The sequence below is a fragment of the Eikenella sp. genome (genome assembly GCF_057315495.1).
Map to the genome: position 1 here is coordinate 32,219 of NZ_DBHKXY010000061.1, position 20,074 is coordinate 52,292.

The 20,074-nt window shown below is 57.4% G+C and carries 20 protein-coding genes; 12 read left to right on the top strand and 8 right to left on the bottom strand.

Annotation, left to right across the window (positions count from 1 at the left end; translation table 11 throughout):
- Nucleotides 1-11: 11 nt before the first annotated feature.
- Complete coding sequence (locus ACO6EE_RS09905) at nucleotides 12-455, bottom strand: hypothetical protein (RefSeq protein WP_485960847.1); 444 nt, start codon at nucleotides 453-455, stop codon at nucleotides 12-14.
- Here ACO6EE_RS09905 and purB point away from each other — a divergent pair.
- Nucleotides 454-1,821: an adenylosuccinate lyase gene (gene purB / locus ACO6EE_RS09910; protein ID WP_485960848.1), complete on the top strand. Its 1,368-nt coding sequence runs from the start codon at nucleotides 454-456 to the stop codon at nucleotides 1,819-1,821. The two genes, ACO6EE_RS09905 and purB, sit on opposite strands and share 2 nt — an antisense overlap.
- A 55-nt stretch (nucleotides 1,822-1,876) precedes the next feature.
- On the opposite strand, the gene ACO6EE_RS09915 is transcribed toward purB, so the two are convergent.
- From ACO6EE_RS09915 to hemN, 5 genes are all read right to left on the bottom strand, one after another.
- The gene (locus ACO6EE_RS09915; protein ID WP_485960849.1) at nucleotides 1,877-2,245 is read right to left on the bottom strand and encodes a DUF4298 domain-containing protein; all 369 of its coding nucleotides are present in this window, start codon (nucleotides 2,243-2,245) and stop codon (nucleotides 1,877-1,879) included.
- A gap of 111 nt (nucleotides 2,246-2,356) precedes the next feature.
- Nucleotides 2,357-3,271, bottom strand: coding sequence for a GTPase Era (era, locus tag ACO6EE_RS09920; protein WP_485960850.1), 915 nt, complete (start codon nucleotides 3,269-3,271; stop codon nucleotides 2,357-2,359).
- Nucleotides 3,272-3,357: 86 nt separating this feature from the next.
- The gene (locus ACO6EE_RS09925; protein ID WP_485960851.1) at nucleotides 3,358-3,789 is read right to left on the bottom strand and encodes a hypothetical protein; all 432 of its coding nucleotides are present in this window, start codon (nucleotides 3,787-3,789) and stop codon (nucleotides 3,358-3,360) included.
- A gap of 137 nt (nucleotides 3,790-3,926) precedes the next feature.
- Nucleotides 3,927-4,700 (bottom strand): ribonuclease III, encoded by a 774-nt coding sequence (rnc, locus tag ACO6EE_RS09930; protein ID WP_485960866.1) that lies wholly within the window; start codon nucleotides 4,698-4,700, stop codon nucleotides 3,927-3,929.
- Nucleotides 4,701-4,967: 267 nt separating this feature from the next.
- A complete protein-coding gene (hemN, locus tag ACO6EE_RS09935; RefSeq protein ID WP_485960852.1) occupies nucleotides 4,968-6,353 on the bottom strand; it encodes an oxygen-independent coproporphyrinogen III oxidase in 1,386 nt (461 codons plus the stop codon).
- A 175-nt stretch (nucleotides 6,354-6,528) separates the two neighbouring features.
- Here hemN and ACO6EE_RS09940 point away from each other — a divergent pair, with 175 nt between their 5' ends.
- On the top strand, nucleotides 6,529-7,254 hold the full coding sequence (locus tag ACO6EE_RS09940) for a helix-turn-helix domain-containing protein (RefSeq protein ID WP_485960853.1): 726 nt from the start codon (nucleotides 6,529-6,531) through the stop codon (nucleotides 7,252-7,254).
- Between the two features lie 82 nt (nucleotides 7,255-7,336).
- A complete protein-coding gene (gene trkA / locus ACO6EE_RS09945; protein WP_485960854.1) occupies nucleotides 7,337-8,746 on the top strand; it encodes a Trk system potassium transporter TrkA in 1,410 nt (469 codons plus the stop codon).
- Nucleotides 8,747-8,837: 91 nt separating this feature from the next.
- Here trkA and ACO6EE_RS09950 read toward each other — a convergent pair whose 3' ends face one another.
- Nucleotides 8,838-9,710 carry a lysophospholipid acyltransferase family protein gene (locus tag ACO6EE_RS09950; protein WP_485960855.1) on the bottom strand — a complete coding sequence of 291 codons (873 nt, stop codon included), beginning with the start codon at nucleotides 9,708-9,710 and terminating at the stop codon, nucleotides 8,838-8,840.
- On the opposite strand from ACO6EE_RS09950, the gene ACO6EE_RS09955 reads away from it, so the two are divergent.
- The 3 genes from ACO6EE_RS09955 (at nucleotide 9,709) to ACO6EE_RS09965 (ending at nucleotide 13,252) form a co-directional block, all read left to right on the top strand.
- Nucleotides 9,709-9,864 (top strand): hypothetical protein, encoded by a 156-nt coding sequence (locus ACO6EE_RS09955; RefSeq protein WP_485960856.1) that lies wholly within the window; start codon nucleotides 9,709-9,711, stop codon nucleotides 9,862-9,864. The genes ACO6EE_RS09950 and ACO6EE_RS09955 overlap by 2 nt on opposite strands.
- 251 nt (nucleotides 9,865-10,115) lie before the next feature.
- Nucleotides 10,116-11,564, top strand: a complete 1,449-nt coding sequence (locus tag ACO6EE_RS09960) for an aminoacyl-histidine dipeptidase (RefSeq protein WP_485960857.1) — start codon at nucleotides 10,116-10,118, stop codon at nucleotides 11,562-11,564.
- A gap of 278 nt (nucleotides 11,565-11,842) precedes the next feature.
- Complete coding sequence (locus ACO6EE_RS09965; RefSeq protein WP_485960858.1) at nucleotides 11,843-13,252, top strand: amino acid permease; 1,410 nt, start codon at nucleotides 11,843-11,845, stop codon at nucleotides 13,250-13,252.
- 73 nt (nucleotides 13,253-13,325) lie between these two features.
- On the opposite strand, the gene ACO6EE_RS09970 is transcribed toward ACO6EE_RS09965, so the two are convergent.
- A complete protein-coding gene (locus ACO6EE_RS09970) occupies nucleotides 13,326-13,904 on the bottom strand; it encodes a LemA family protein (protein WP_153711696.1) in 579 nt (192 codons plus the stop codon).
- A 223-nt stretch (nucleotides 13,905-14,127) separates the two neighbouring features.
- Here ACO6EE_RS09970 and ACO6EE_RS09975 point away from each other — a divergent pair, with 223 nt between their 5' ends.
- From ACO6EE_RS09975 to ygiD, 6 genes are all read left to right on the top strand, one after another.
- Nucleotides 14,128-15,051 carry a hypothetical protein gene (locus ACO6EE_RS09975; RefSeq protein WP_485960867.1) on the top strand — a complete coding sequence of 308 codons (924 nt, stop codon included), beginning with the start codon at nucleotides 14,128-14,130 and terminating at the stop codon, nucleotides 15,049-15,051.
- A 211-nt stretch (nucleotides 15,052-15,262) separates the two neighbouring features.
- Nucleotides 15,263-15,610, top strand: coding sequence for a hypothetical protein (locus tag ACO6EE_RS09980; protein ID WP_485960859.1), 348 nt, complete (start codon nucleotides 15,263-15,265; stop codon nucleotides 15,608-15,610).
- 21 nt (nucleotides 15,611-15,631) lie between these two features.
- Nucleotides 15,632-16,342, top strand: coding sequence for a hypothetical protein (locus ACO6EE_RS09985; RefSeq protein WP_485960860.1), 711 nt, complete (start codon nucleotides 15,632-15,634; stop codon nucleotides 16,340-16,342).
- A 191-nt stretch (nucleotides 16,343-16,533) separates the two neighbouring features.
- Nucleotides 16,534-17,130 (top strand): DUF4303 domain-containing protein, encoded by a 597-nt coding sequence (locus tag ACO6EE_RS09990; RefSeq protein WP_485960861.1) that lies wholly within the window; start codon nucleotides 16,534-16,536, stop codon nucleotides 17,128-17,130.
- Nucleotides 17,131-17,190: 60 nt separating this feature from the next.
- The gene (locus tag ACO6EE_RS09995) at nucleotides 17,191-19,098 is read left to right on the top strand and encodes an ATP-binding cassette domain-containing protein (RefSeq protein WP_485960862.1); all 1,908 of its coding nucleotides are present in this window, start codon (nucleotides 17,191-17,193) and stop codon (nucleotides 19,096-19,098) included.
- A gap of 276 nt (nucleotides 19,099-19,374) precedes the next feature.
- On the top strand, nucleotides 19,375-20,074 hold a 700-nt coding region (gene ygiD, locus ACO6EE_RS10000; RefSeq protein WP_485960863.1), incomplete at its 3' end, for a 4,5-DOPA-extradiol-dioxygenase.

Here is a 20,074-nt window from a genome sequence, read left to right on the forward strand (position 1 = left end):
GTTTCGGCAGCTTACCAAATTTCAGGTAGCCTTCGCCATTTCCTGCCTGCTCGCCTTTGCGCCTCATGCCGGCGCGGGGCACTTCCTTTTCTTTGCTTCGCCAAAGAAAAGGAAGCAAAGAAAGGCGACTGCGGGCGCGGGCACAGGTTTGGCTTTGCCAAACTTCCCTCACTTCGCGCGGTTTTTCGGGCGCAAAGAGAAATTGGATTAGCTGCAACTTGCGGCTGCGCCGCTTCGGGCATGCAAGCCCTTGTTCCCCGAAAAACCACGCTTCGTTCGGCTGCGCCAGCAGAGAGGGCGTTGCCGAAACCGTTCGTACCTTTCATCTTCCGCGCTTGGTTATCGGGAAAGTTCATCAATCTACAAATCATGAATTCTACCGCTTTCAGGTAGCCTTTCCGCTTTTCGGGTAGAATACCGTCGTTTTGTCGGCCTTTTTTCATAGGAAACCACATGTCTGCCTTGCTTGCCCTGTCCCCGCTCGACGGCCGCTATGCCGCCGCCGTTGAAGCCCTGCGCCCCGTTTTTTCCGAATACGGCCTCATTCGCGCCCGCGTGCGCGTGGAGCTGGAATGGCTCAAATCGCTGGCTGCCGCGCCCGAAATTAGCGAAGTGCCGCTTTTTTCTGCCGCCACTTTGGCCGAAATCGATGCCGTGATTGCCGGTTTTTCGCCCGAACACGCTGCCGAAGTGAAAGCCATCGAAGCCACCACCAACCACGACGTGAAAGCCGTGGAATACTGGCTCAAGCAGCGCTTCGAGAGGCTACCTGAAATCCAAAAGGCAAACGAATTCATCCACTTTGCCTGCACCAGCGAAGACATCAACAACCTTTCCCACGCCCTGATGCTGCGTGAAGCCCGCGATAGCGTGCTGCTGCCCAAACTGGCCGAAATTGCCGCCAAGCTGCGCCAAATGGCACACAGCCTGGCCGCCCAACCCATGATGAGCCGCACCCACGGCCAGCCTGCCACCCCCACCACCCTGGGCAAAGAAATCGCCAACGTGCTCGCCCGTTTGCAGCGCCAAGCCGCCCAGCTGGAGAAACAGGAGTTTTTGGGCAAAATCAACGGCGCCGTGGGCAACTACAACGCCCATCTCTCCGCTTATCCCAATATGGATTGGGAAGCGCATTGCCGCCGCTTTGTCGAACAGTCGCTCGGGCTCACCTTCAACCCCTACACCATCCAAATCGAGCCGCACGACTACATGGCCGAGTTTTTCCAAACCCTCAGCCGCATCAACACCATCCTCATCGATTTCAACCGCGACGTGTGGGGCTATATTTCGCTCGGCTATTTCAAACAAAAAGTGAAGGCCGGCGAAGTCGGTTCCTCCACCATGCCGCACAAAGTGAACCCCATCGACTTTGAAAATTCCGAAGGCAACCTCGGCACCGCCAACGCCATCCTCGGCTTCATGGCCGAGAAGCTGCCCGTATCCCGCTGGCAGCGCGACCTGACCGACAGCACCGTGCTGCGCAACATGGGCGTGGGCGCCGGCTACACCCTGCTCGGCTGGGCTGCCCACCTGCGCGGCCTGAACAAACTCGAAGCCAATCCCGCCGCCATGCAGGCCGACCTCGACGCCACCTGGGAGCTTCTGGCCGAGCCCATCCAAACCGTGATGCGCCGCCACGCCGTGCCGCAGGCCTACGAGCAGCTCAAAGCCCTCACCCGCGGCCAAGACGGCATCACGCCCGCCACCCTCCAATCCTTCATCCGCGGCCTCGACATCCCCGAAGAAGCCAAAGAGCGCCTGCTCGCGCTCACCCCCGCGCTGTATGTGGGCAAAGCGGAAGAGCTGGCCAAGCGGATTTAAGGCCGATTGCCTGCAATCAACAAAAAGGCTACCTGAAATTTCAGGTAGCCTTTGTTTATTCCTCGGTTGCTGCCGGGTCGTAGCGGAAGCGGTTTTGCGGATCGAGCTCGTGGGTAGCGGCGCGCAGCCAGGCCCAGGATAGGTCGTATTGCTGCTGGAAGGCGTTCCACAGGGCGTCTTCGCTCATGATGCTGTATTCGCCTTCGGTGGCGAGGGAAACGGGCAGGCCACTCTCGATGGCTTGGTGCAGCGGCATGTATTCGCGGTCGTAAAAATCGGACATTTCGCGCATCAGCTGCATGGCGTGTTGCCATTGCTCTTGGGCGGCCTCCAATTCGGGCAGCAGGCGTTCCCATTCTCGGTAGAGGGCTTGGATGCGGTCGATGCGCGCTTGGGCGGCTTCAGGGGTGATGGGGTGCGACATATGGCCTCCAGTGGGGATGGTTGGGTGAAATGGCGGTGTTTGGTTGATATGGGTGGCAGGCGGGCAGAAATGTTGAGGCTACCTGAAAGCGTGCGCTTCAACGAAGCAGCTCTACAGCCCGAATTCCTGCAGGAAGCGGGCATCATCCGCCCAGCCGGATTTCACTTTCACCCAAACTTTAAGGAATACCTTGGTTTCAAACAGTTTTTCCATATCCAGCCGGGCTTCGGTGGAGATTTTTTTCAGTTTTTCGCCGCCTTTGCCGATGATGATGGCCTTTTGGCCATCTTTATCCACCAACACGGCGATGTAGATGCGGTACAGCCCGTCTTCTTCTTCAAATTGTTCTACCGCCACGTTGGCGGCATAGGGCAGCTCTTCGCCGAGATGGCGAAACAGCTTTTCGCGCACGATTTCGGCGGCCAGGAAGCGGGCGGAGCGGTCGGTGACCGCGTCTTCGGGGTAGAGCGGCACGCCCTCGGGCAGGTGGGGGCGCAGGATGGCGAGCAATTCGCCGATGCGCAGGCCGTGTTTGGCGCTCACGGCTTCTACGCCGGCAAAATCAAATTCTTGCTGCAGCTGCTGGATAAAATCATCAAGCTCGGCCTTGCTCTTGGCGCGGTCGATTTTGTTCACCACGAGGATGACGGGCAGGTGTTTGGGCAGCAGGCGGACCACGGCGCGGTCGGCTTCGCTGAAACGCATGGCTTCCACCACGAAAGCGACCACGTCCACGCCGCCGATGGCTTCGGTAACGTTTTGGTTGAGCCGGTCGTTGAGCGCGTTGCGGTGGCGGGTTTGGAAGCCCGGGGTGTCCACGAAGATGAACTGACTGCGCTCATCGGTATAAACGCCAGTGATTTTGTGGCGGGTGGTTTGGGCCTTTTTGCTGGTGATGCTGATTTTCTGGCCGATGAGGTGGTTCATCAGCGTGGATTTGCCCACGTTCGGCCGGCCAACGATGGCCACGAAGCCGCAGCGGAAGGTGGCCGGATACTTGGTGGTGGAATAATTCATGTTGTTCATATGGATATATTTTCAGGTAGCCTTGGCGGGATGCTGAACAGGCTACCTGAAAGCGTGAGCTGCAATAAAGTTATAAAGATAGTGACTTATTGTTTAATGCGAACTTTGTCTCCTGGGTTGCCGAACACGATTTCGGGCAGATTCCATTGTGCCATGAGTTTGTTCAGCGCTTTGATTTTTACCATGCGCACGGGTTTGCCGGCCAGAATGGGGGCATTGATGGCAAAACGGTTGATGCCGAGTAGGAAGTTGATACATTCCTGCACCAGCATATCGTTGCCTTCAAAACGGATTTCGGTAGAGCTGGTGAGCATGCCGGTGCCTTTGGCCCACACGCCTTTGTCGTTCAGTTTATAGCCGTTCTCCTGCGCCCAAGCCTGCCATTCGGGCGAGTTTTCCGCTCCTTCAGGCACGTGGATGCGCAGCTCGGGATAGTCTTTTACCGCGTTTTTGGAGGAGAACCATAAGAAGAAAATGCCGATAAATGCGCCGAATAAGACGCTGAATACAAAAACCATGATTGAATCCTTTATTAAGTTGAAAATGAGTGGCTAATATATAGCATGCCGTTTTCTATTGGTAAATCCTGCCTGCAAGGCTTGTTTGCATTAGCTCAAATATTATTGGCCTGAATGATAGCGGTATCAGCAGCGATTCAGGCACGGGATTGGCGGTGTTTTTTGTTTTTGCCGGGCAGGGGGTGTTGCGCTTGCAGCCAATCCAATGCTTCTTTGGCTGCAGCCTGCTCGGCGGCACGACGGCTGGCGGCTTGGGCGCGGGTGATGTGGCCGAGTTCGCCCAGGTCGCAGGCGATGTCGAAACGGGCATCGCAGCCTTCGCCGGATTGGTGTTCGATGCGGTATTTGGGCAGGGGCAGGCGGCGGGCCTGCAGGGCTTCTTGAAGCAGGGTTTTCGGGTCTTTGCCTTGATTGCTCAAGTCGATGTTGGCAATGCGCCGGGCAAACAGGCGGCGCACGGTTTGCTCGGCGGCGGCGAAATCGGCATCGAAGCTGATGGCGGCCAGCAGGGCTTCCACGGCGTCGGCCAGGATGGAGGGGCGGTCGAAACCGCCGCTTTTAAGCTCGCCCACGCCCAAATACAGCGCGTCGCCCACGCCCATGCTTCGGGCGATTTCGGCGAGCACGTCTTGGTTGACCAGATTGGCGCGCAGGCGGGAGAGTTCTCCTTCGCTGTAGTCGGGGAAGGCGTCGAACAGCATTTTGGCCACGCTGTAATCGAGAATGGCGTCGCCGACAAACTCGAAGCGCTCATTGTTTTGGGCGCTGTAGCTGCGGTGGGTGAGCGCCTGCTCGAAGAGGCGGAGATTTTGGAAACTGTGGCCGAGGTGGCGCTGCAGCTCTTCGCCGGCTCGGGCGCGGCGCGGGTCGGGCTTCGTGGGCTTGCGGGGTTTGGCGGTGGGTTTGCTCATGATGGCGGGATTATATCGGGTTTGGCGGTGCGGCGCAGGCAAGAGATGGTTTTCAGGTGGCCTCTATGCGGTTTGCGGGAGGCTACCTGAAAAGTGGTGGATTATAGCGAATGAAAATTAAGGATGCTGTTGCCTTGCCATACCGGCTGGTCTGTCTACGGCTCGCTGCCTAGCCCATTCATTTTTATCCACAATGTTTTGCTTGCCTTGCAGCTTGTGCTTTCAGGTAGCCTTTGCTTGCCGGATAAAGGCTACCTGAAACCTTGTTTACACGGTTTGCGAATACTTGGCGGCTGTGTCGCGGGAGCGCAGGTGGCGGTCGAACACCATGGCGATGTTGCGGATGAGGAAGCGGCCTTTTGGAGTGACGGTTAGGCCGGTTTCATTGAGTTCAACCAGGCCTTTGGTGGCGAGGGTGGCCATATCGGCCAGCTCGGCGGCGAAATATTGGGCGAAGGGCTGGCGGCATTCGGCTTCGTAATCGGCAAACTCGAGGCCGAAGCGGCACATGAGGTCTTGGATGAGGCGGCGGCGCAGCAGGTCGTCTTCGTCGAGCAGGTAGCCGCGGAACAGGGGCATCTGGCCGGCATCGAGGTCGGCATAGTAGGCTTCGAGCTGGCGCTGGTTTTGGCTATAGATGCGACCGATTTTGCCGATGGAGGAGAGGCCGACGGCGATAAGGTCGCAGTCGGCGTGGGTGGAATAGCCTTGGAAGTTGCGTTGCAGGCGGCCTTCGCGCAGGGCAATGGCGAGCTCGTCTTGGGGCTTGGCGAAATGGTCCATGCCGATGAAGACGTAGCCTTCGCTGCCCAGCCGCTGCACGATTTGCTGGAGCATATCGAGCTTGGTGTTGCTGTCGGGCACGGCATTGGTGTCGATGCGGCGCTGGGGTTTGAAAATGTGCGGCAGGTGAGCGTAGTGGTAAACCGCCAGCCGGTCGGGGGCGAGGGCAAGCACTTTATCCAGCGTTTGCTGCATGGTGGCGGGGGTTTGGTGCGGCAGGCCGTAAATCAAATCGACGCTCACGGATTGGAAGCCGGCTTCGTGGGCGGCATCAATCACCACACGGGTTTCTTCTTCACTTTGGGTACGGTTTACGGCTTGTTGCACTTGCGGGTCGAAATCCTGAATACCCACGCTCATGCGGTTGAAGCCGAGCGAGCCGAGAGACAGCACGGTTTCGCGGCTTACTTTGCGCGGGTCGATTTCGATGGAGTATTCGCCTTGCGGCATCAGGGTGAAGTGCTCACGGATAAGGCTGAATACGAAATCGAGCTGGGCATCGGAGAGGAAGGTGGGGGTGCCGCCGCCGAAGTGCAGCTGTGCCAATTCGGGCTTGCCTTGCAGGAGTTCGGCCTGCAGGGCGAATTCTTTTTTCAGGTAGCCCAGGTATTGGTCGGCGCGTGTGGTGTCTTTGGTGATGATTTTGTTGCAGCCGCAGTAGTAGCAGATGGTGTTGCAGAAGGGGATGTGGATATAGAGCGAGAGGGGGCCGGGCGTGCGGTTTTGCACGGCTTGGATGTAGTCTTCGGCGGTAAAGCCTGTGTGGAAGCGGTCGGCGGTTGGGTAGGAGGTGTAGCGCGGGCCGTTGGCAGGCAGGGAGGCGATAAGCTTGCGGTCGAAGATGATTTCTTGGGTGCGGTTGGCAGACATGGTAGTGGTTAGATTGCTGTTATTTTTTGATAAATATGCGGTAATAGGTTTTGTTTGTGAAATCGGGTAAAATGCCGGTGTTTGGCAAATTGCTCCAACTATTGCCAGGCGGTAAGTATAAACGATAATTGCCGCCGCTTCATAAGCTCAGATTGCTTAGAAAGTTAGCACACACATGAAAGCCATGCCCCACTCCACAACTTGCTTGCGCTGCGTTTTTAAAGAGCTATGCCAGCCCAATGCCGCGATTGCGGTGGCGGTAGAGCGCGTTGATGCGGTTATCAAACGCAGCCGCCGCCTGAAAAAGGGCGATTTCCTGTTTCGCAACGGCGACGGGTTTGATTCACTGTTTGTGGTGCGCACCGGTTTCCTGAAAACGGTTATCGCCAGCCACGACGGGCGCGATCAGGTTACCGGTTTTTTTATGTCGGGCGAACTGGTGGGCATGGACGGCATCTGCAACCAAATACACTACTGCGATGCGGTGGCGCTGGAAGACACGGAAGTGTGCGAGCTGCCCTATGCCAGCATGGAGGAGCTTTGTGCGGCGGTGCCGGAATTGCAGCTGCATTTCTACCGCTTGTTTAGCCAGGAAATCGTGCGCGATCAAAATGTTATGCTGATTTTGGGCAATATGCGCGCCGAAGAGCGGCTGGCGGCATTTTTGCTGAATTTGTCGCAACGGCTGAAAAAACGCGGCCTCTCGGCCAATGATTTTATTTTGCGCATGTCGCGCGAGGAAATCGGCAGCTATTTGGGGCTGAAGCTGGAAACAGTGAGCCGTACGCTCTCCAAATTCAGCCAGGAGGGGCTGGTGGAAGTGGAATACAAACACATCCGACTGCTCAAGCCCGAACGGCTCAAGCAGCTGGCTTCCGGCCTCCAGCCTGCTGTGGTTTAAAGCGGCATCCTGGATTTATCTTTATTTCCCAACCGCTTGGCAGGCTACCTGAAACTATGCCTGCCAAGCCCAATCTTCCAATATGAAAATCCTCATCTTAGGTAGCGGCCAAGTGGGCACTGCCGTGGCACAGAATCTGGTGGAAATTCCCAACCACGACGTGACCATTATCGACAACGATTCCGAAGCCCTGCGCAACATCGGCAGCAAGCTCGATGTGCAAACCCTGCTGGGCAACGGTTCTTCCCCCGCCGTGATGGCCGAAGGCGGCGCCTACGACACCGACCTGCTGCTCGCCCTCACCCGCCACGACGAAACCAATCTGGCTGCCTGCAAACTGGCTTCCAGCCTGTTCAACATCCCCAATCGCATTGCCCGCGTGCGCCTTTCCGATTATTTGGAATTCACCGGCCGCGACGCTGAAGAAGAGAACGACAGCCGCGGCACGCTCGATTTGTTCGGCGTGAGCGAATCCATCTGCCCCGAGCAGCTGGTTACCGAGCGGCTGGCCGATTTGCTCTGCCACCCCAGCGCCCTGCAGGTGCTCACCTTTGCCGAAGATAAAGTGCGCATGCTGGTGGTACGTGCGCAAAGCGGCGGGCGACTGTTGGGGCAACCGATCCACACCATCCACGAACACCTGCCCGAAGGCACCGACTGCCAAATCTGCGCCATCTACCGCAACAACAAGCTGATTATGCCCACGCCGCAAACCGTGATTCAGCAGGGCGACGAAGTATTCGTGGCTGCCGCCACTTCGCAAGTGGCCGAAGTGTTGCGCGAACTGCGCCCGCAGCAGCAGCCCACGCGACGCGTGATGATTGCCGGCGGCGGCCAAATCGGCTTCCGACTCAGCCGCCAGCTGGAAGACCGCTTCGATGTGAAAATCATCGAAATCAACGAAAAACGCGCCGAATGGCTTTCGGAAAACCTCAACAGCACCCTCGTGCTGCACGGCTCCGCCGCCGACGAAAGCCTGCTGGAAGGCGAATACATCGACGAAATTGACGTGTTCTGCGCGCTCACCAACGACGACGAAAACAACATCATGGCCGGCATGCTGGCCAAAAGCCTGGGTGCCAAGCGCGTTATCGCCATCGTAAACCGTTCCAGCTATGTGGATTTGCTGCAAGGTAACACCATCGACATCGCCGTATCGCCCCACTTGGTGACCATCGGCTCGATTCTGGCGCACATCCGGCGCGGCGACGTGGAAGCCGTCCACCCCCTGCGCGGCGGCAATTCCGAAGCCATCGAAATCGTGGCACACGGCGACAAAGACACTTCCAAACTGGTCGGCCGCCGTGTGAGTGCCGTACGCTGGCCCAACGGCTGCCACGTTGCCGCCGTGGTGCGCGGCGAAGAAGTGTTTATGGGGCATCAAGACGTGCAGCTGGCCGACGGCGACCACATCATCCTGTTCGTAGCCCGCCGCCGCGTGGTGAGCGAGTTGGAAAAATTGATTCAAGTGCGCATGGGTTTCTTTGGTTAGAAACAATAAATTGAAAATATAGAGAAAGGCTACCTGAAAACAAAAATGGTTTTTCAGGTAGCCTTTTTGTATGGCAGGCCGAAGGTGTTGATTATTCCTGCGGTGGCAGCGGGGCGCCAGAAGGATGTTTGTAGCGGTTGTACGCAAACAGGTATTGCTCGGGGAAGCGGCGCACCCAGTTTTCCACATTGCGGTTGATGATTTCGGCGTCGTGGGCTTTGTTGCCGTTGAAGCTGCCTTCCACGGGCTCGATGTGTAGGGCGAAGCCGCGGCTTTCAAGTAGCCTGATGCCGGCGAAAAACAGGGGGCGCACGTTTTTTACTTGGGCGAGGCGGCCGGCCAGGGTCATGGTGTAGGCGGGGCGGCCGAAGAAGGGCACCCATACGCCGTCGCCGTGTTCGTCGGGCACGTGGTCGGGCAGGACGATGGTGGCTTCGCCTTGGCGCAGGGCTTGGATGATTTGCTTCACGCCGTGTAGGTTGGTGGGGGCGGTGCGGCCTTTGTCGCGCACGCGGCCGGCTTGCATGATGTCGTCGAGGATTTTGATTTTCGGCGGCTTATACATGGCGGTGAGCGGGAAGGGCAGGCGGTGGCTGATGTAGCGGCCGGCGAGGTCGTAGTTGCCGATGTGGGGAGTGATGAGCAGCAGACCTTCGCCGGCATCGAGCGCGGCTTGAATGTGTTCCCAGCCGTGAGTTTCCACGAAGAGGGCGGCCACCTGCTCGGGGCTACGGAAAAAGGCCAGCGGCAGCTCGAGCGCGCCTTTGGCAGTTTCGCGGAACACGGCGCGGATGTGGGCAGCATCGTTGGGCAGGCCGGCGGTGTGCAGGTGGTTGCGGATGCGTTCGCGGTCGGCGCGGGCGAAACAATAAAGCAGGCCGCCGGCGCAGTTGGCAATGAAGTGCAGCGCGGCCAGCGGCAGCGCTGCCAGGGTGCGGAAGAGGAAGAAAACAAGGGTGCGCATGGGGATGGCGTTAGGGATGGGTTGGAGCGGTTTGGGCAGTATTGTAATGGAAAAGGGGGCGGGCAAGCCAATGGCGGGAAGGCTACCTGAAAGCATGGGCTCCAACAAGATTAAAAGCCCAAATGGGTTTATGGTGTTGGCACTGGGGTTTTAACTGCATAGAAACGCAGGCGTAGTAGCGCCAAGATATTGCTTATTTCGCTGAAATTTATACTTTAGCTGTGCAGAAACTCAGCCTTGGCTTTGGTAAAACATCGGTTTCAGGTAGCCTTTTGTCGGCTTGCCTGCCGTGCGCTGCAGGTTTAAACTCAAGCCGTTTATTCGCGCCGATGCGTTTGCCAAATGGTATCGGCTCTTGCTTCGGCTACATTTTCAGGTAGCCCATCATTCCCCAAAGGAGACCCCATGAATCCGCTTCATTCTTTGCAGCCGCAGGCTGTTTGGCAGTGGTTTGCCGATATTTGCGCCATTCCACACCCCACTTATCAAGAAGCCGCGCTGGCCGAAATGATTGTTTCCCGCGCCAAGGAAAAAGGCTTGGCGGTGCAGCAAGACGAAAAGGGCAATATTTATATCCGCAAGCCGGCGCACGGTGCGGGCATGGCCGATAAGCCCGGCGTAATTTTGCAGGGGCACATCGATATGGTGGCGCAAAAGACTCCCGATTCGCCGCACAATTTCGCCACCGACCCTATCCGGCCGCAAATCATCGATGGCTGGGTACACGCCACGCAAACCACGCTGGGTGCAGATAACGGCCTCGGTTCGGCCATGGGTTTGGCTGTGGCTTTTGCCGACGATATCGAGCATCCGCCCTTGGAAGTGCTGCTCACGGTGGAAGAAGAAATCGGTATGGACGGCGCGCGCCAAATGCGTGGTGATTTGCTGCAAGGCCGCTATTTGATCAACTTGGATACCGAAGAAGCCGGTTGCGTGTATGTGGGTTGTGCGGGCGGGCGCGATGCCGATTTGCGCCTGCCTTTTGCCACCGAAGCCGCCGAAGGCCAGCATGTGCGCATTACCGTGTCCGGCTTGTTGGGCGGGCATTCCGGCATCGATATTCACCGCGGCTACGGCAACGCCATTAAGGTGTTGACCGACCTGTTGGCACGCCTGCCGGAAGAAAGCGGCTGGCGGCTGGCGGCTTTCCACAGCGGTGCGTTGCGCAACGTGATTCCCTCCGAGGCAGAAGCTGAAATCGTGCTGCCCCAGGCATTTGTTGGTGCGCTGACCGAACTGGCCGCCACCGTGCTTGCCGAAACACAAAACGAATTGGGCAAGTTTGCCGACAAACTGGCAATTCAGGTAGCCCTGCTCGGCCAGAGCGCGCAGGCCGCCAGCCATGCCGACAGCCGCCGCCTCGTTGATTTGCTTGCTGCCGTTCCCAGCGGCGTGCTCAAGTGGAGCGAAGAGTTCGACGGCGTAGTGGACACCTCCAACTGCTTAAGTGTGGTGCACACGGAAGACGGTAAATTTACTGCTTCCATGCTGTTGCGCTCACTGCGCGAACGGCCGAAAGACGATTTCTGCCGCCTGCTCGGCTCAATCGCCCGCCTCTCCGGCGCCACCCTGCATACCGAGCAGGACTACACCGGCTGGGAGCCGCATATGTCGTCTGCCTTGCTGCAGAAAACCATTGAATCCTTTGCTGCCGTACGCGGGCAGCAGCCGCAAATCGAAGTGGTGCACGCCGGTCTGGAATGCGGCCTGATGCAGAAACATCTGCCGCACACCGAAATGATTTCCTTCGGCCCGACCATCAAAGGTGCTCACTCGCCCAAAGAGCGGGTGCAGATTGATACCGTGGAAGAGTGCTGGCGCATTTTGCTGGATTTGCTCAAACGGATTGCTTAACGAATTAAGCTAAGCATTGAAAATCCCTGCCGACCAGTTATTCTGGTCGGCATTTTTCATGCAAAATCGTATTTTTTAGGGGAAAGGCTTGCTAAAAAATGGATTGGAAAGGGATTTTAAACAGCGATAATTTAATATTTTCTATAAAAATCAGTTGCCTATATTCTGTTGACTGGGTTATATTCCGCTTCGGGCTGCCGCAATGCTGCGGCGGCCGATTAAGTTAGCGCGGATTAAGTTCAAACTTCATCCGCAATAGGAAGTACAAAGGAATACCCGTGAGCACTAACCAAGAAACCCCGCATAGCCTGCAACGCAACCTAAAAAACCGCCACCTGCAACTCATCGCCATCGGCGGCGCCATCGGCACCGGCCTGTTTATGGGCTCGGGCAAAACCATCCATCTGGCCGGCCCTTCCGTTATCCTCGCCTACATCATCATCGGCGCTTTCCTGTTTTTCATCATGCGCGCCATGGGCGAGCTGCTGCTTTCCAATCTCGAATACAAATCTTTCACCGACTTCACCCACGATTTGCTCGGCCCGGCCGCCGGCTTTTTTGTGGGCTGGACCTATTGGTTTTGCTGGGTGGTAATCGGTATGGCCGATATCATCGCCATCACCGGCTACACCCAATTCTGGTGGCCGGATGTGCCGCTGTGGCTGCCCGGGCTGTTGTGTATCATCCTCATGGCCGGCATGAATTTGCTCACTGTAAAACTCTTCGGCGAAATGGAATTTTGGTTTGCCCTGGTGAAAATCGTGGCCATTGTTGCCCTGATTGCCGTGGGCTGCTTTTTGGTGGCCAGCGGCTTTGTTGATCCCACTTCCGGCGAAAAAGCCTCGCTCAGCCACTTTTGGAACCATGGCGGCTTCTTCCCCAACGGTATCGGCGGCTTCTTCTCTGCCTTCCAGATTGCCGTGTTTGCCTTTGTGGGCATTGAATTGGTGGGCACAGCCGCTGCCGAAACCAAAGACCCGGAAGTTAACCTGCCCAAAGCCATCAACCGCATTCCTATGCGCGTGATTATTTTCTACGTGCTGGCCTTAAGCGTGATTATGGTGGTAACGCCCTGGAACGAAATCGACCCCGCCAAGAGCCCGTTTGTGAATATGTTTACCCTTATCGGCATTCCGATTGCCGCCGGGCTGGTTAACCTCGTGGTGCTCACTTCCGCCCTTTCTTCTGCCAACGGCGGCATGTTTTCCACCGGCCGCATGCTCTACGGCCTCTCTGAAGCCGGCGTGGCTCCGCGTATGTTCAGTCGCCTCAACCGAAACGGCGTGCCCGCCACCGGCCTGCTGTATTCCTGCCTCTACCTGATTGTGGCCGTATTTCTGCTGTATCAGGAGGGCGACATCATGGCCATGTTCACCGTGGTCACCACCCTTTCCAGCATCGGCTTCATTTTCGTGTGGGCGATTATCCTGCTGGCCTATCTCAAATACCGCAAAACCTGCCCGCATCTGCACGAAAAATCCATCTACAAACTGCCCGGCGGCACCGCCATGGTGTGGGTGTGCCTCGCCTTCCTCGCCTTCGTGCTGGTGCTGTTCTCGCGCGATGCCGACACCCGGCTGGGGCTGATGTGCATGCCCATCTGGTTTGCCGCCTGCACCGTGCTGTATTGGCTGCTGTACCACCGCAAACACAGTAATAATCCAGCTCCGCAGCAGTCACAGCAATAACAGCGGAGGAAATCAAGGCTACCTGAAAACGGAACACCCGCTTTCAGGTAGCCTTTAAACCTATTATCAGCCCTTAAAACCGCACCTCAGGCGGCGCTTGGTGTTTGGCGCGGTCAGGGAAGTCTAATAACTGTGCCGGCTGACGATGGCCGCAGTAGTCGGCGACGATGCTGTGCGGAAACAGCTGGCGCAGCGTGTTGTAGCCCATGGCCGCGTCGTTATAAGCCTGGCGGGCGAAGGCGATGCGGTTTTCCGTGCTGGTGATTTCCTCGGCCAGCTGGCGCATATTGGCGGCGGCCTGCAAATCCGGATAGGCCTCAATCTGCACCATCAGGCTGCGCACGGCTTGGGTGAGCTGGGTTTCGGCAGCAGAAAGCTGCGCCACCGCCTCCGCATTTTCCGGCCGTGCACCACCTAACACGCCGGCCGCCTGATTGCGCGCCTGCGTAACCTGCGTAAAGGTGTCGTTTTCATGTTTCAGGTAGCCTTTGGCGGCGGCCACCAGATTGGGAATCAAATCGTGCCGGCGTTGCAGCTGCACGCCGATTTGAGAGAAAGCATTGCGGTATTGGTTTTGCGCGATCACCAGCCGGTTGTACACCATCACGCCCACCACGCCGCACGCGCCCAGCAGCAAAAGAATCCACAGCATCACGGTCTCCTAGAAATGTTAGAATTACTAGCTCATCTTACCATATAGTTTGTGCAAACAGCGGCTTGAAACGGTTTCAGGTAGCCTTCAGCCTTTTCTTGAAAGATCGATCGTGATAACCCTCCCCATTCCCGCCCCCCAAACCCCGCACGCGCTCTACCGCGCCATGTTCTTCTACATCGTTGCCGCATTCGGTATCGGCTAGTTTCTGTCCGTAAACGGCGTGCTATGGGGCATCCTGCTGGCGACCGCACTGGTGCTGTATCTGCAAATCCGTGCGCTGGCACGAGGCGAAAAACGGCTGTACGACCGATTCCCTGCCGGCAAAAGCGGCATCTCTTCGCTGCAATGGCTTTATTTGATGATTGCCGTTACGGGTATGGTCGTCGCTTTTTACGGCAGCACGGCGGCCTCATACGGCGAATTGCGCGAAGCACGCGGCATTGTGCCCGCCAAACCGTATAATGCAAGCACCGAATGTTATGCGCGGCAGGATGCCGTATCCCAAAACGGATTCGCCCAATTTCTACTCGGTCGCCCCTGCCGCCATGTGAGCGATACCAACTATCTTCCTTTCCCCAACGGCGGTGAAACCCTGCATTTGAACTGTGCCGCCAACCTGCACGACGCTTGCGAATCCGCCTACGCCCACGCGGGCAAAACGGCCGTGGTGAAATACAGCGGTTCTCGCCTGTATGAAATGGAAGTGGACGGCGTGCCAATCTACCGTTATGCCGACCAAGCCGCCCGATTCAACCGCGAACGCAAAGCCGCCCTGCTGGACGCGCTTATCGCCGTGCCGCTGTTCGCCCTGCCGCTGATGTGGGTCCTCCGCCGCTTCGACGATTGGCAGAACGCGCTGGCCGAAGGCGAAACCGTGCCGGACGAAACGCCGCAGTGGTGGAAATACACCGTGTTGTGCTGCTGGTATCTGCCGCTTGCCGCCGCCTTTGCATGGGCGGGCATCGGCTGGTGGCGCAACATTGACGAGCCGATTGCCTTGACCATCGGGCTGCTGTTCATCGGCGCGTTGCTGTTGTTCACCCTGCGCGGTGCGTATCGCGTGTTTGTTCCAAAGCAGCCTGCATCCTATAGTGGATTAAATTTAAATCAGGACCAGGCGGTGAGCCGCAGACAGTACAAATAGTACGGCAAGGCGAGCCAACGCTGTACTGGTTTAAATTTAATTCACTATAAAACGGCTTCACATCAACGGATAGCGACTCCCCACACATCCGCTGACCACCTCAGGCCGTCTGGAAGCATGGGCTTTAGTAAAATGAAAATTCCGTTTCCACCAAGAAACGGAGGTTCCGCAAAGTTAAAGCCAAAAAAGCAGCCTGCACAAAGGACACCCCATGCACTACCAATCGCTCAACGCCGCGCTGGAACAATACAGCGGCAACCTGCCCCAGAATCCCGCCTCCACCAGCAGCCTTGCCCTGCATATCGACCGTCAAACGCAAGGCTACCTGAAACTCCACACGCCCGACGGCATCAGCCTCAGCCTGACTTGCAACGACGAACCCGTGTTCTGGTCGTTCTTCAGCCACGATTTATACGACGTTTACCTCGTCCGCAGCTACGCCGAACGCTGGCAGGCATACCAGCCCGTCGGGTACATCGGCAGCCGCGTAAACGAACACATCGCCTGCCGGCCCGCTGCCGAACAAGGCCTGTTGTGGAACAAATATTTCATCGAATAACTCGCCGTCCACAACGCAGGGTTGCTCGGCATCGGCGAATGGCACTTCGACTACCGTCCCGCCCAAACCCTGCCGCCGCAATGGGGCGAATGCTGGCACGACACCGCCGTGGGGCAGCCTGAAACCGACGAAAACTACGCCCAATGGCTGTTTTCAGGCAGCCGTTTCGACGCACTGGACAACAATTTCTACACCCAAGCCGAACGCTTTATCGCCCTGAAAACCCACCACGCCGAAGATGGCCGTCTGAAATATTGGTGCAAACGCGCACGGCAAAACCAACTGCCGCCCGTCTTGGCGTACGAACTCCCCGCCCTATCCAACCGCCAGCTGATTTTAGACGGACACCTGCGCCTCGCCGCCGCGCTCGCCGAAGGGCAACTGCCGCCCCTGATCATCATCCAAGCCACCACTGCCCGACACAGCCCGCAAACCGCCGCCGAACACGAAACCGCAAAAGCCGCCGCCCTGTCACAATACGAGAAAATCGCCCAGCAAACCAGCAATAATCCCCAAGCCTTAAACGCCGTCAGCCAGCACATCGTCCACGCTTTCGATACCCGCCCCTACCTGCTGCACACCACCCGCGCCGCCACCGACATCGCCCCCAAAACCTGGCTGCAGCAACTGCAAACCTACGCCGCGCAACATGGTTTCGCCGAAGAATTTGAACGCGTTTGGGCAACCGAATCATGGCCGATGAAACGGGTAGCCGCTTTTCAGGTCGTCTGAAAGCGCAGCTTCAACGAAGTTAAAACGAAGTTTCCAAAGGAAGCCGAGTTTCTGCGAAGCTAAAAGGCTACCTGAAAGCCCAAAAAGCAGCCTGCACTTTCTCATTCCAATAAAAAACCGAACAAATTGTGGCTATGCCAAGCCCTATCCGATTCCCGAATCCCGCCAACGCCACTAAAATACCGAACCCGATGCCCGCGAAACCGCCTACATCATTTTCAGGTAGCCTGAAAGGACGCCCCATGCCGCAGCCGGATTGGCAATCTATCGAAAACCTCGCCTATCAAATCATCGTGAATGCCGTGCACAGCATCCGCAGGCAGCACCCGCGCCAAACCGTGTACGCCGCCATTTTCCACAATTTCTACTGCGACAACGCCAATCTCTATTTCCCCTCGCTGTCGGTCGGCACGGAAGAGCTGCTTGCGCGCGTGGTAGAAAAATACCAAAACGAATACGGCTCCACCGAAAGCCGCGCCAAGCTGAAACAATCGCTGCGCTGGTCAGGCGCGGATTTGGCGGAATATATGTTTGATAGTGGCGCGGCAGGCAATGCGGCGGCGCAAAGCGTGCAGGCTGCCGTGCGCCAAGAAGCCGATTGGGACGACTTATACGACCGCTTCCGCCAATGCTTCCCACGCGCCTGCCGTCGCGCCACCGAAGATTTGCTGCGCACCAAGCTCGTCGCCCCCGATTTTGTCTCCGTTGCCTGCGATGAAGACGAAGAACTGATTGCCCCCAGCCTCACGCCCGAACAACTGCAACGGCATTTCCCCGAATTTGTGTAACTTTCAGGCCGTCTGAAACCCCAAAAACCAGCCTGAACCCCAACAAAACAAGGACTTACCATGACCATCCTCCAAGCCGAAAACCTATCCTTCGCCTTCGGGCACGTCGCGCTGCTCGACAAAGCGTCTTTCCAACTGGCCGCGGGCGACAAAGTTGGCCTGATCGGGCGCAACGGCGCGGGCAAATCCAGCCTGCTGAAAATCCTCGCCGGCGTGCAGAAGCCCGACGACGGCCAGCTCATCCTGCAAAACGGGCTGAAAACCGTGTATGTGCCGCAGGAGAGCTTTTTCGACGGCGCGGCCACCGTGTTCGACATTGTGTCCGAAGGGCTGGGCAGCCTGCGCGACGTGCTGCGGCGTTACCACGAAATCGGCCGCGAACTGGCGAACGGGCAGAACGACAGCCTTATCAAAGAATTGAACGAACTGCAAAACCAAATCGAAGCGCAAAACGGCTGGCAGTTCGATGCGCTGGTGAGCCAGACCATCGGCGAGCTGGGGCTGCCTGAAAACGAAAAAATCGCCAATCTGTCCGGCGGGCAGAAAAAGCGCGTCGCGCTGGCGCAGGCGTGGGTGCAGAAGCCCGACATCCTGCTGCTGGACGAGCCGACCAACCATTTGGACATCGACGCGATTTTGTGGCTGGAAAACCTGCTGAAAAACTTTGCCGGCAGCCTGATTGTGATTACCCACGACCGCCGTTTTTTGGACAATGTGGCCAACCGCATCGTCGAACTCGACCGAGGCAGCCTGCGCTCCTATCCCGGCTCGTTCGCCAAATACAGCGAGAAAAAGGCGGAAGAACTGGCGGTGGAAGCCGAACACAACCGCCTGTTCGACAAATTCCACGCGCAAGAAGAGGCGTGGATTCGCAAAGGCATCGAAGCGCGGCGCACGCGCAACGAAGGCCGCGTTAAGCGTTTGGAAGAATTGCGGAAACAGCGCGCGGCGCGGCGCGAACGGCAGGGGCAGGTGTCGTTCAAACTCGATTCGGGCGAGAAAAGCGGCAAAATCGTCGCCGAGCTGGAACACGCCTCGTTTGCATATGGCAACAAATTGATTATGAATGATTTTTCCGCCGTAATTCAGCGCGGCGATAAGATTGGACTCATCGGCGCGAACGGCATCGGCAAAACCACGTTTTTAAAGCTGATTTTGGGCGAACTCGCACCCACCGGCGGCAAAATCCGCCTCGGCAGCAAGCAGGAAGTGGCGTATTTCGACCAATTCCGCAGCGCCCTGAACGAAAACGACACCGTGTTCTACACGCTCGGCCAGGGCAACGATTATGTGGAAATTGGCGGCAAAAAGCGGCACGTGATGGGCTATCTGGAAGACTTCCTGTTCCACCCCGCCCGCGCCCAGTCGCCCGTGTCGTCGCTTTCCGGCGGCGAGCGCAACCGCCTCTTGCTGGCCAAACTGTTCACCCGCCCCGCCAACATTCTGGTGCTGGACGAGCCGACCAACGATTTGGACATCGACACGCAGGAATTGCTGGAAGAACTGCTGCGCGACTACGCCGGCACCGTGTTCCTCGTCAGCCACGACCGTATGTTTTTGGACAACGTGATTACGCAGAGCATTGTATTTGAAGGAGAAGGCCGTCTAAAAGAATACATTGGCGGCTATCAGGACTATGCCGACGCGAAGGCGCGCGAAGAAAAAGTGCAGGCTGCCTCCGCCCCCGCCGCCAAGCCCGAAAGGCCGTCTGAAAAAGACAAACCCAAGCCCAACCGCACGGCCAAGCTGTCGTACAAAGAACAGCGCGAACTCGACGCCCTGCCCGACGAAATCGCCGCGCTGGAAGCCGAACAGGCCGCTTTGAACGCCCAGCTTTCCGACCCCGAAATCTTCAAAGACTACGAAAAAGCCGGCAGCCTGCAAGCCCGCGCGGAAGAAATCGAAATGCTGCTGCTGGAGAAACTGGAGCGGTGGGAGATGCTGGAAGCGAAGCAGAACGGGGGGTGATTTAGGTTTCAGGTAGCCTGAGAGGGCGTTTGAAAGGCTACCTGAAAAATACAAAGCAGCCTGCACCTTGGGAAAACCAAGTGCAGGCTGCTTTTTATCGCGCCAATCACGCACCCACCCATGCTTTCAGGTAGCCTTTTAAAAGCAAAAGTAAAAAATGAAGGCATAAAACAGCTAATGTTTTCTCATTAAGAAACCATATTCTTCCCCAAACGGGATGGTTCGCGCAAAAGTTTCCCGTAAAATCATCCGCTTCAAAACGGATTGGGAAACACCATGAACAAAATACCCGTATTATTTGTCGGACACGGCAGTCCGATGAACGCGCTGGACGCGGGAAACCCGTTCAACCAAGGCTTCCGCCGCATCGTGCAGAAATTTGCCAAGCCCGAAGCCATTCTGATGATTTCGGCGCACTGGTACGGTAACCGTTTGCAGGTAACGTCCGGCGAACGCCCCGAAATGATTTACGATTTTTACGGCTTCCCCGCAGCACTCGGCCAAGTGCAATATCCCGCGCCCGGCTCGCCCGAACTGGCGGGGCAGGTGCGCTCGTTGTTGCAGCCTGAAAATGTGGCAATGAACCCGGAACGCGGCTTCGACCACGGCGCGTGGGCAGTGCTGAAACACCTGTATCCCGAAGCCGACATTCCCGTGGTGCAGCTCAGCCTGAACCTGATGCAGCCTGCACAATGGCATTTCAATTTGGCGAAAAAACTCGCCCCGCTGCGCGAACAGGGCGTGCTGGTGGTCGGCAGCGGCAACGTCGTCCACAACCTGCGCGCCATGCGCCGTGACCCCGCCGCGGGCTACAAATGGGCAATAGACTTCCGCAATGCCGTCAATCGCGCCCTTGCCGCGCAGGACAACGACACGTTGGTGCATTACGAACGGCTGGGGGAAGCCGCCGCGCTCTCCGTGCCGTCGCCCGAACACTACCTGCCGCTGCTCTACACCGCCGCGCTGCGCGAACCGC

Coding starts and splice junctions, on each gene's coding strand:
- purB (WP_485960848.1), top strand. CDS start 454: ATGTCTGCCTTGCTTGCCCTGTCCCCGCTCGACGGCCGCTATGCCGCC.
- ACO6EE_RS09905 (WP_485960847.1), bottom strand. CDS start 455: ATGTGGTTTCCTATGAAAAAAGGCCGACAAAACGACGGTATTCTACCC.
- ACO6EE_RS09915 (WP_485960849.1), bottom strand. CDS start 2,245: ATGTCGCACCCCATCACCCCTGAAGCCGCCCAAGCGCGCATCGACCGC.
- era (WP_485960850.1), bottom strand. CDS start 3,271: ATGAACAACATGAATTATTCCACCACCAAGTATCCGGCCACCTTCCGC.
- ACO6EE_RS09925 (WP_485960851.1), bottom strand. CDS start 3,789: ATGGTTTTTGTATTCAGCGTCTTATTCGGCGCATTTATCGGCATTTTC.
- rnc (WP_485960866.1), bottom strand. CDS start 4,700: ATGAGCAAACCCACCGCCAAACCCCGCAAGCCCACGAAGCCCGACCCG.
- hemN (WP_485960852.1), bottom strand. CDS start 6,353: ATGTCTGCCAACCGCACCCAAGAAATCATCTTCGACCGCAAGCTTATC.
- ACO6EE_RS09940 (WP_485960853.1), top strand. CDS start 6,529: ATGAAAGCCATGCCCCACTCCACAACTTGCTTGCGCTGCGTTTTTAAA.
- trkA (WP_485960854.1), top strand. CDS start 7,337: ATGAAAATCCTCATCTTAGGTAGCGGCCAAGTGGGCACTGCCGTGGCA.
- ACO6EE_RS09955 (WP_485960856.1), top strand. CDS start 9,709: ATGGGGATGGCGTTAGGGATGGGTTGGAGCGGTTTGGGCAGTATTGTA.
- ACO6EE_RS09950 (WP_485960855.1), bottom strand. CDS start 9,710: ATGCGCACCCTTGTTTTCTTCCTCTTCCGCACCCTGGCAGCGCTGCCG.
- ACO6EE_RS09960 (WP_485960857.1), top strand. CDS start 10,116: ATGAATCCGCTTCATTCTTTGCAGCCGCAGGCTGTTTGGCAGTGGTTT.
- ACO6EE_RS09970 (WP_153711696.1), bottom strand. CDS start 13,904: ATGCTGTGGATTCTTTTGCTGCTGGGCGCGTGCGGCGTGGTGGGCGTG.
- ACO6EE_RS09980 (WP_485960859.1), top strand. CDS start 15,263: ATGCACTACCAATCGCTCAACGCCGCGCTGGAACAATACAGCGGCAAC.
- ACO6EE_RS09990 (WP_485960861.1), top strand. CDS start 16,534: ATGCCCGCGAAACCGCCTACATCATTTTCAGGTAGCCTGAAAGGACGC.
- ACO6EE_RS09995 (WP_485960862.1), top strand. CDS start 17,191: ATGACCATCCTCCAAGCCGAAAACCTATCCTTCGCCTTCGGGCACGTC.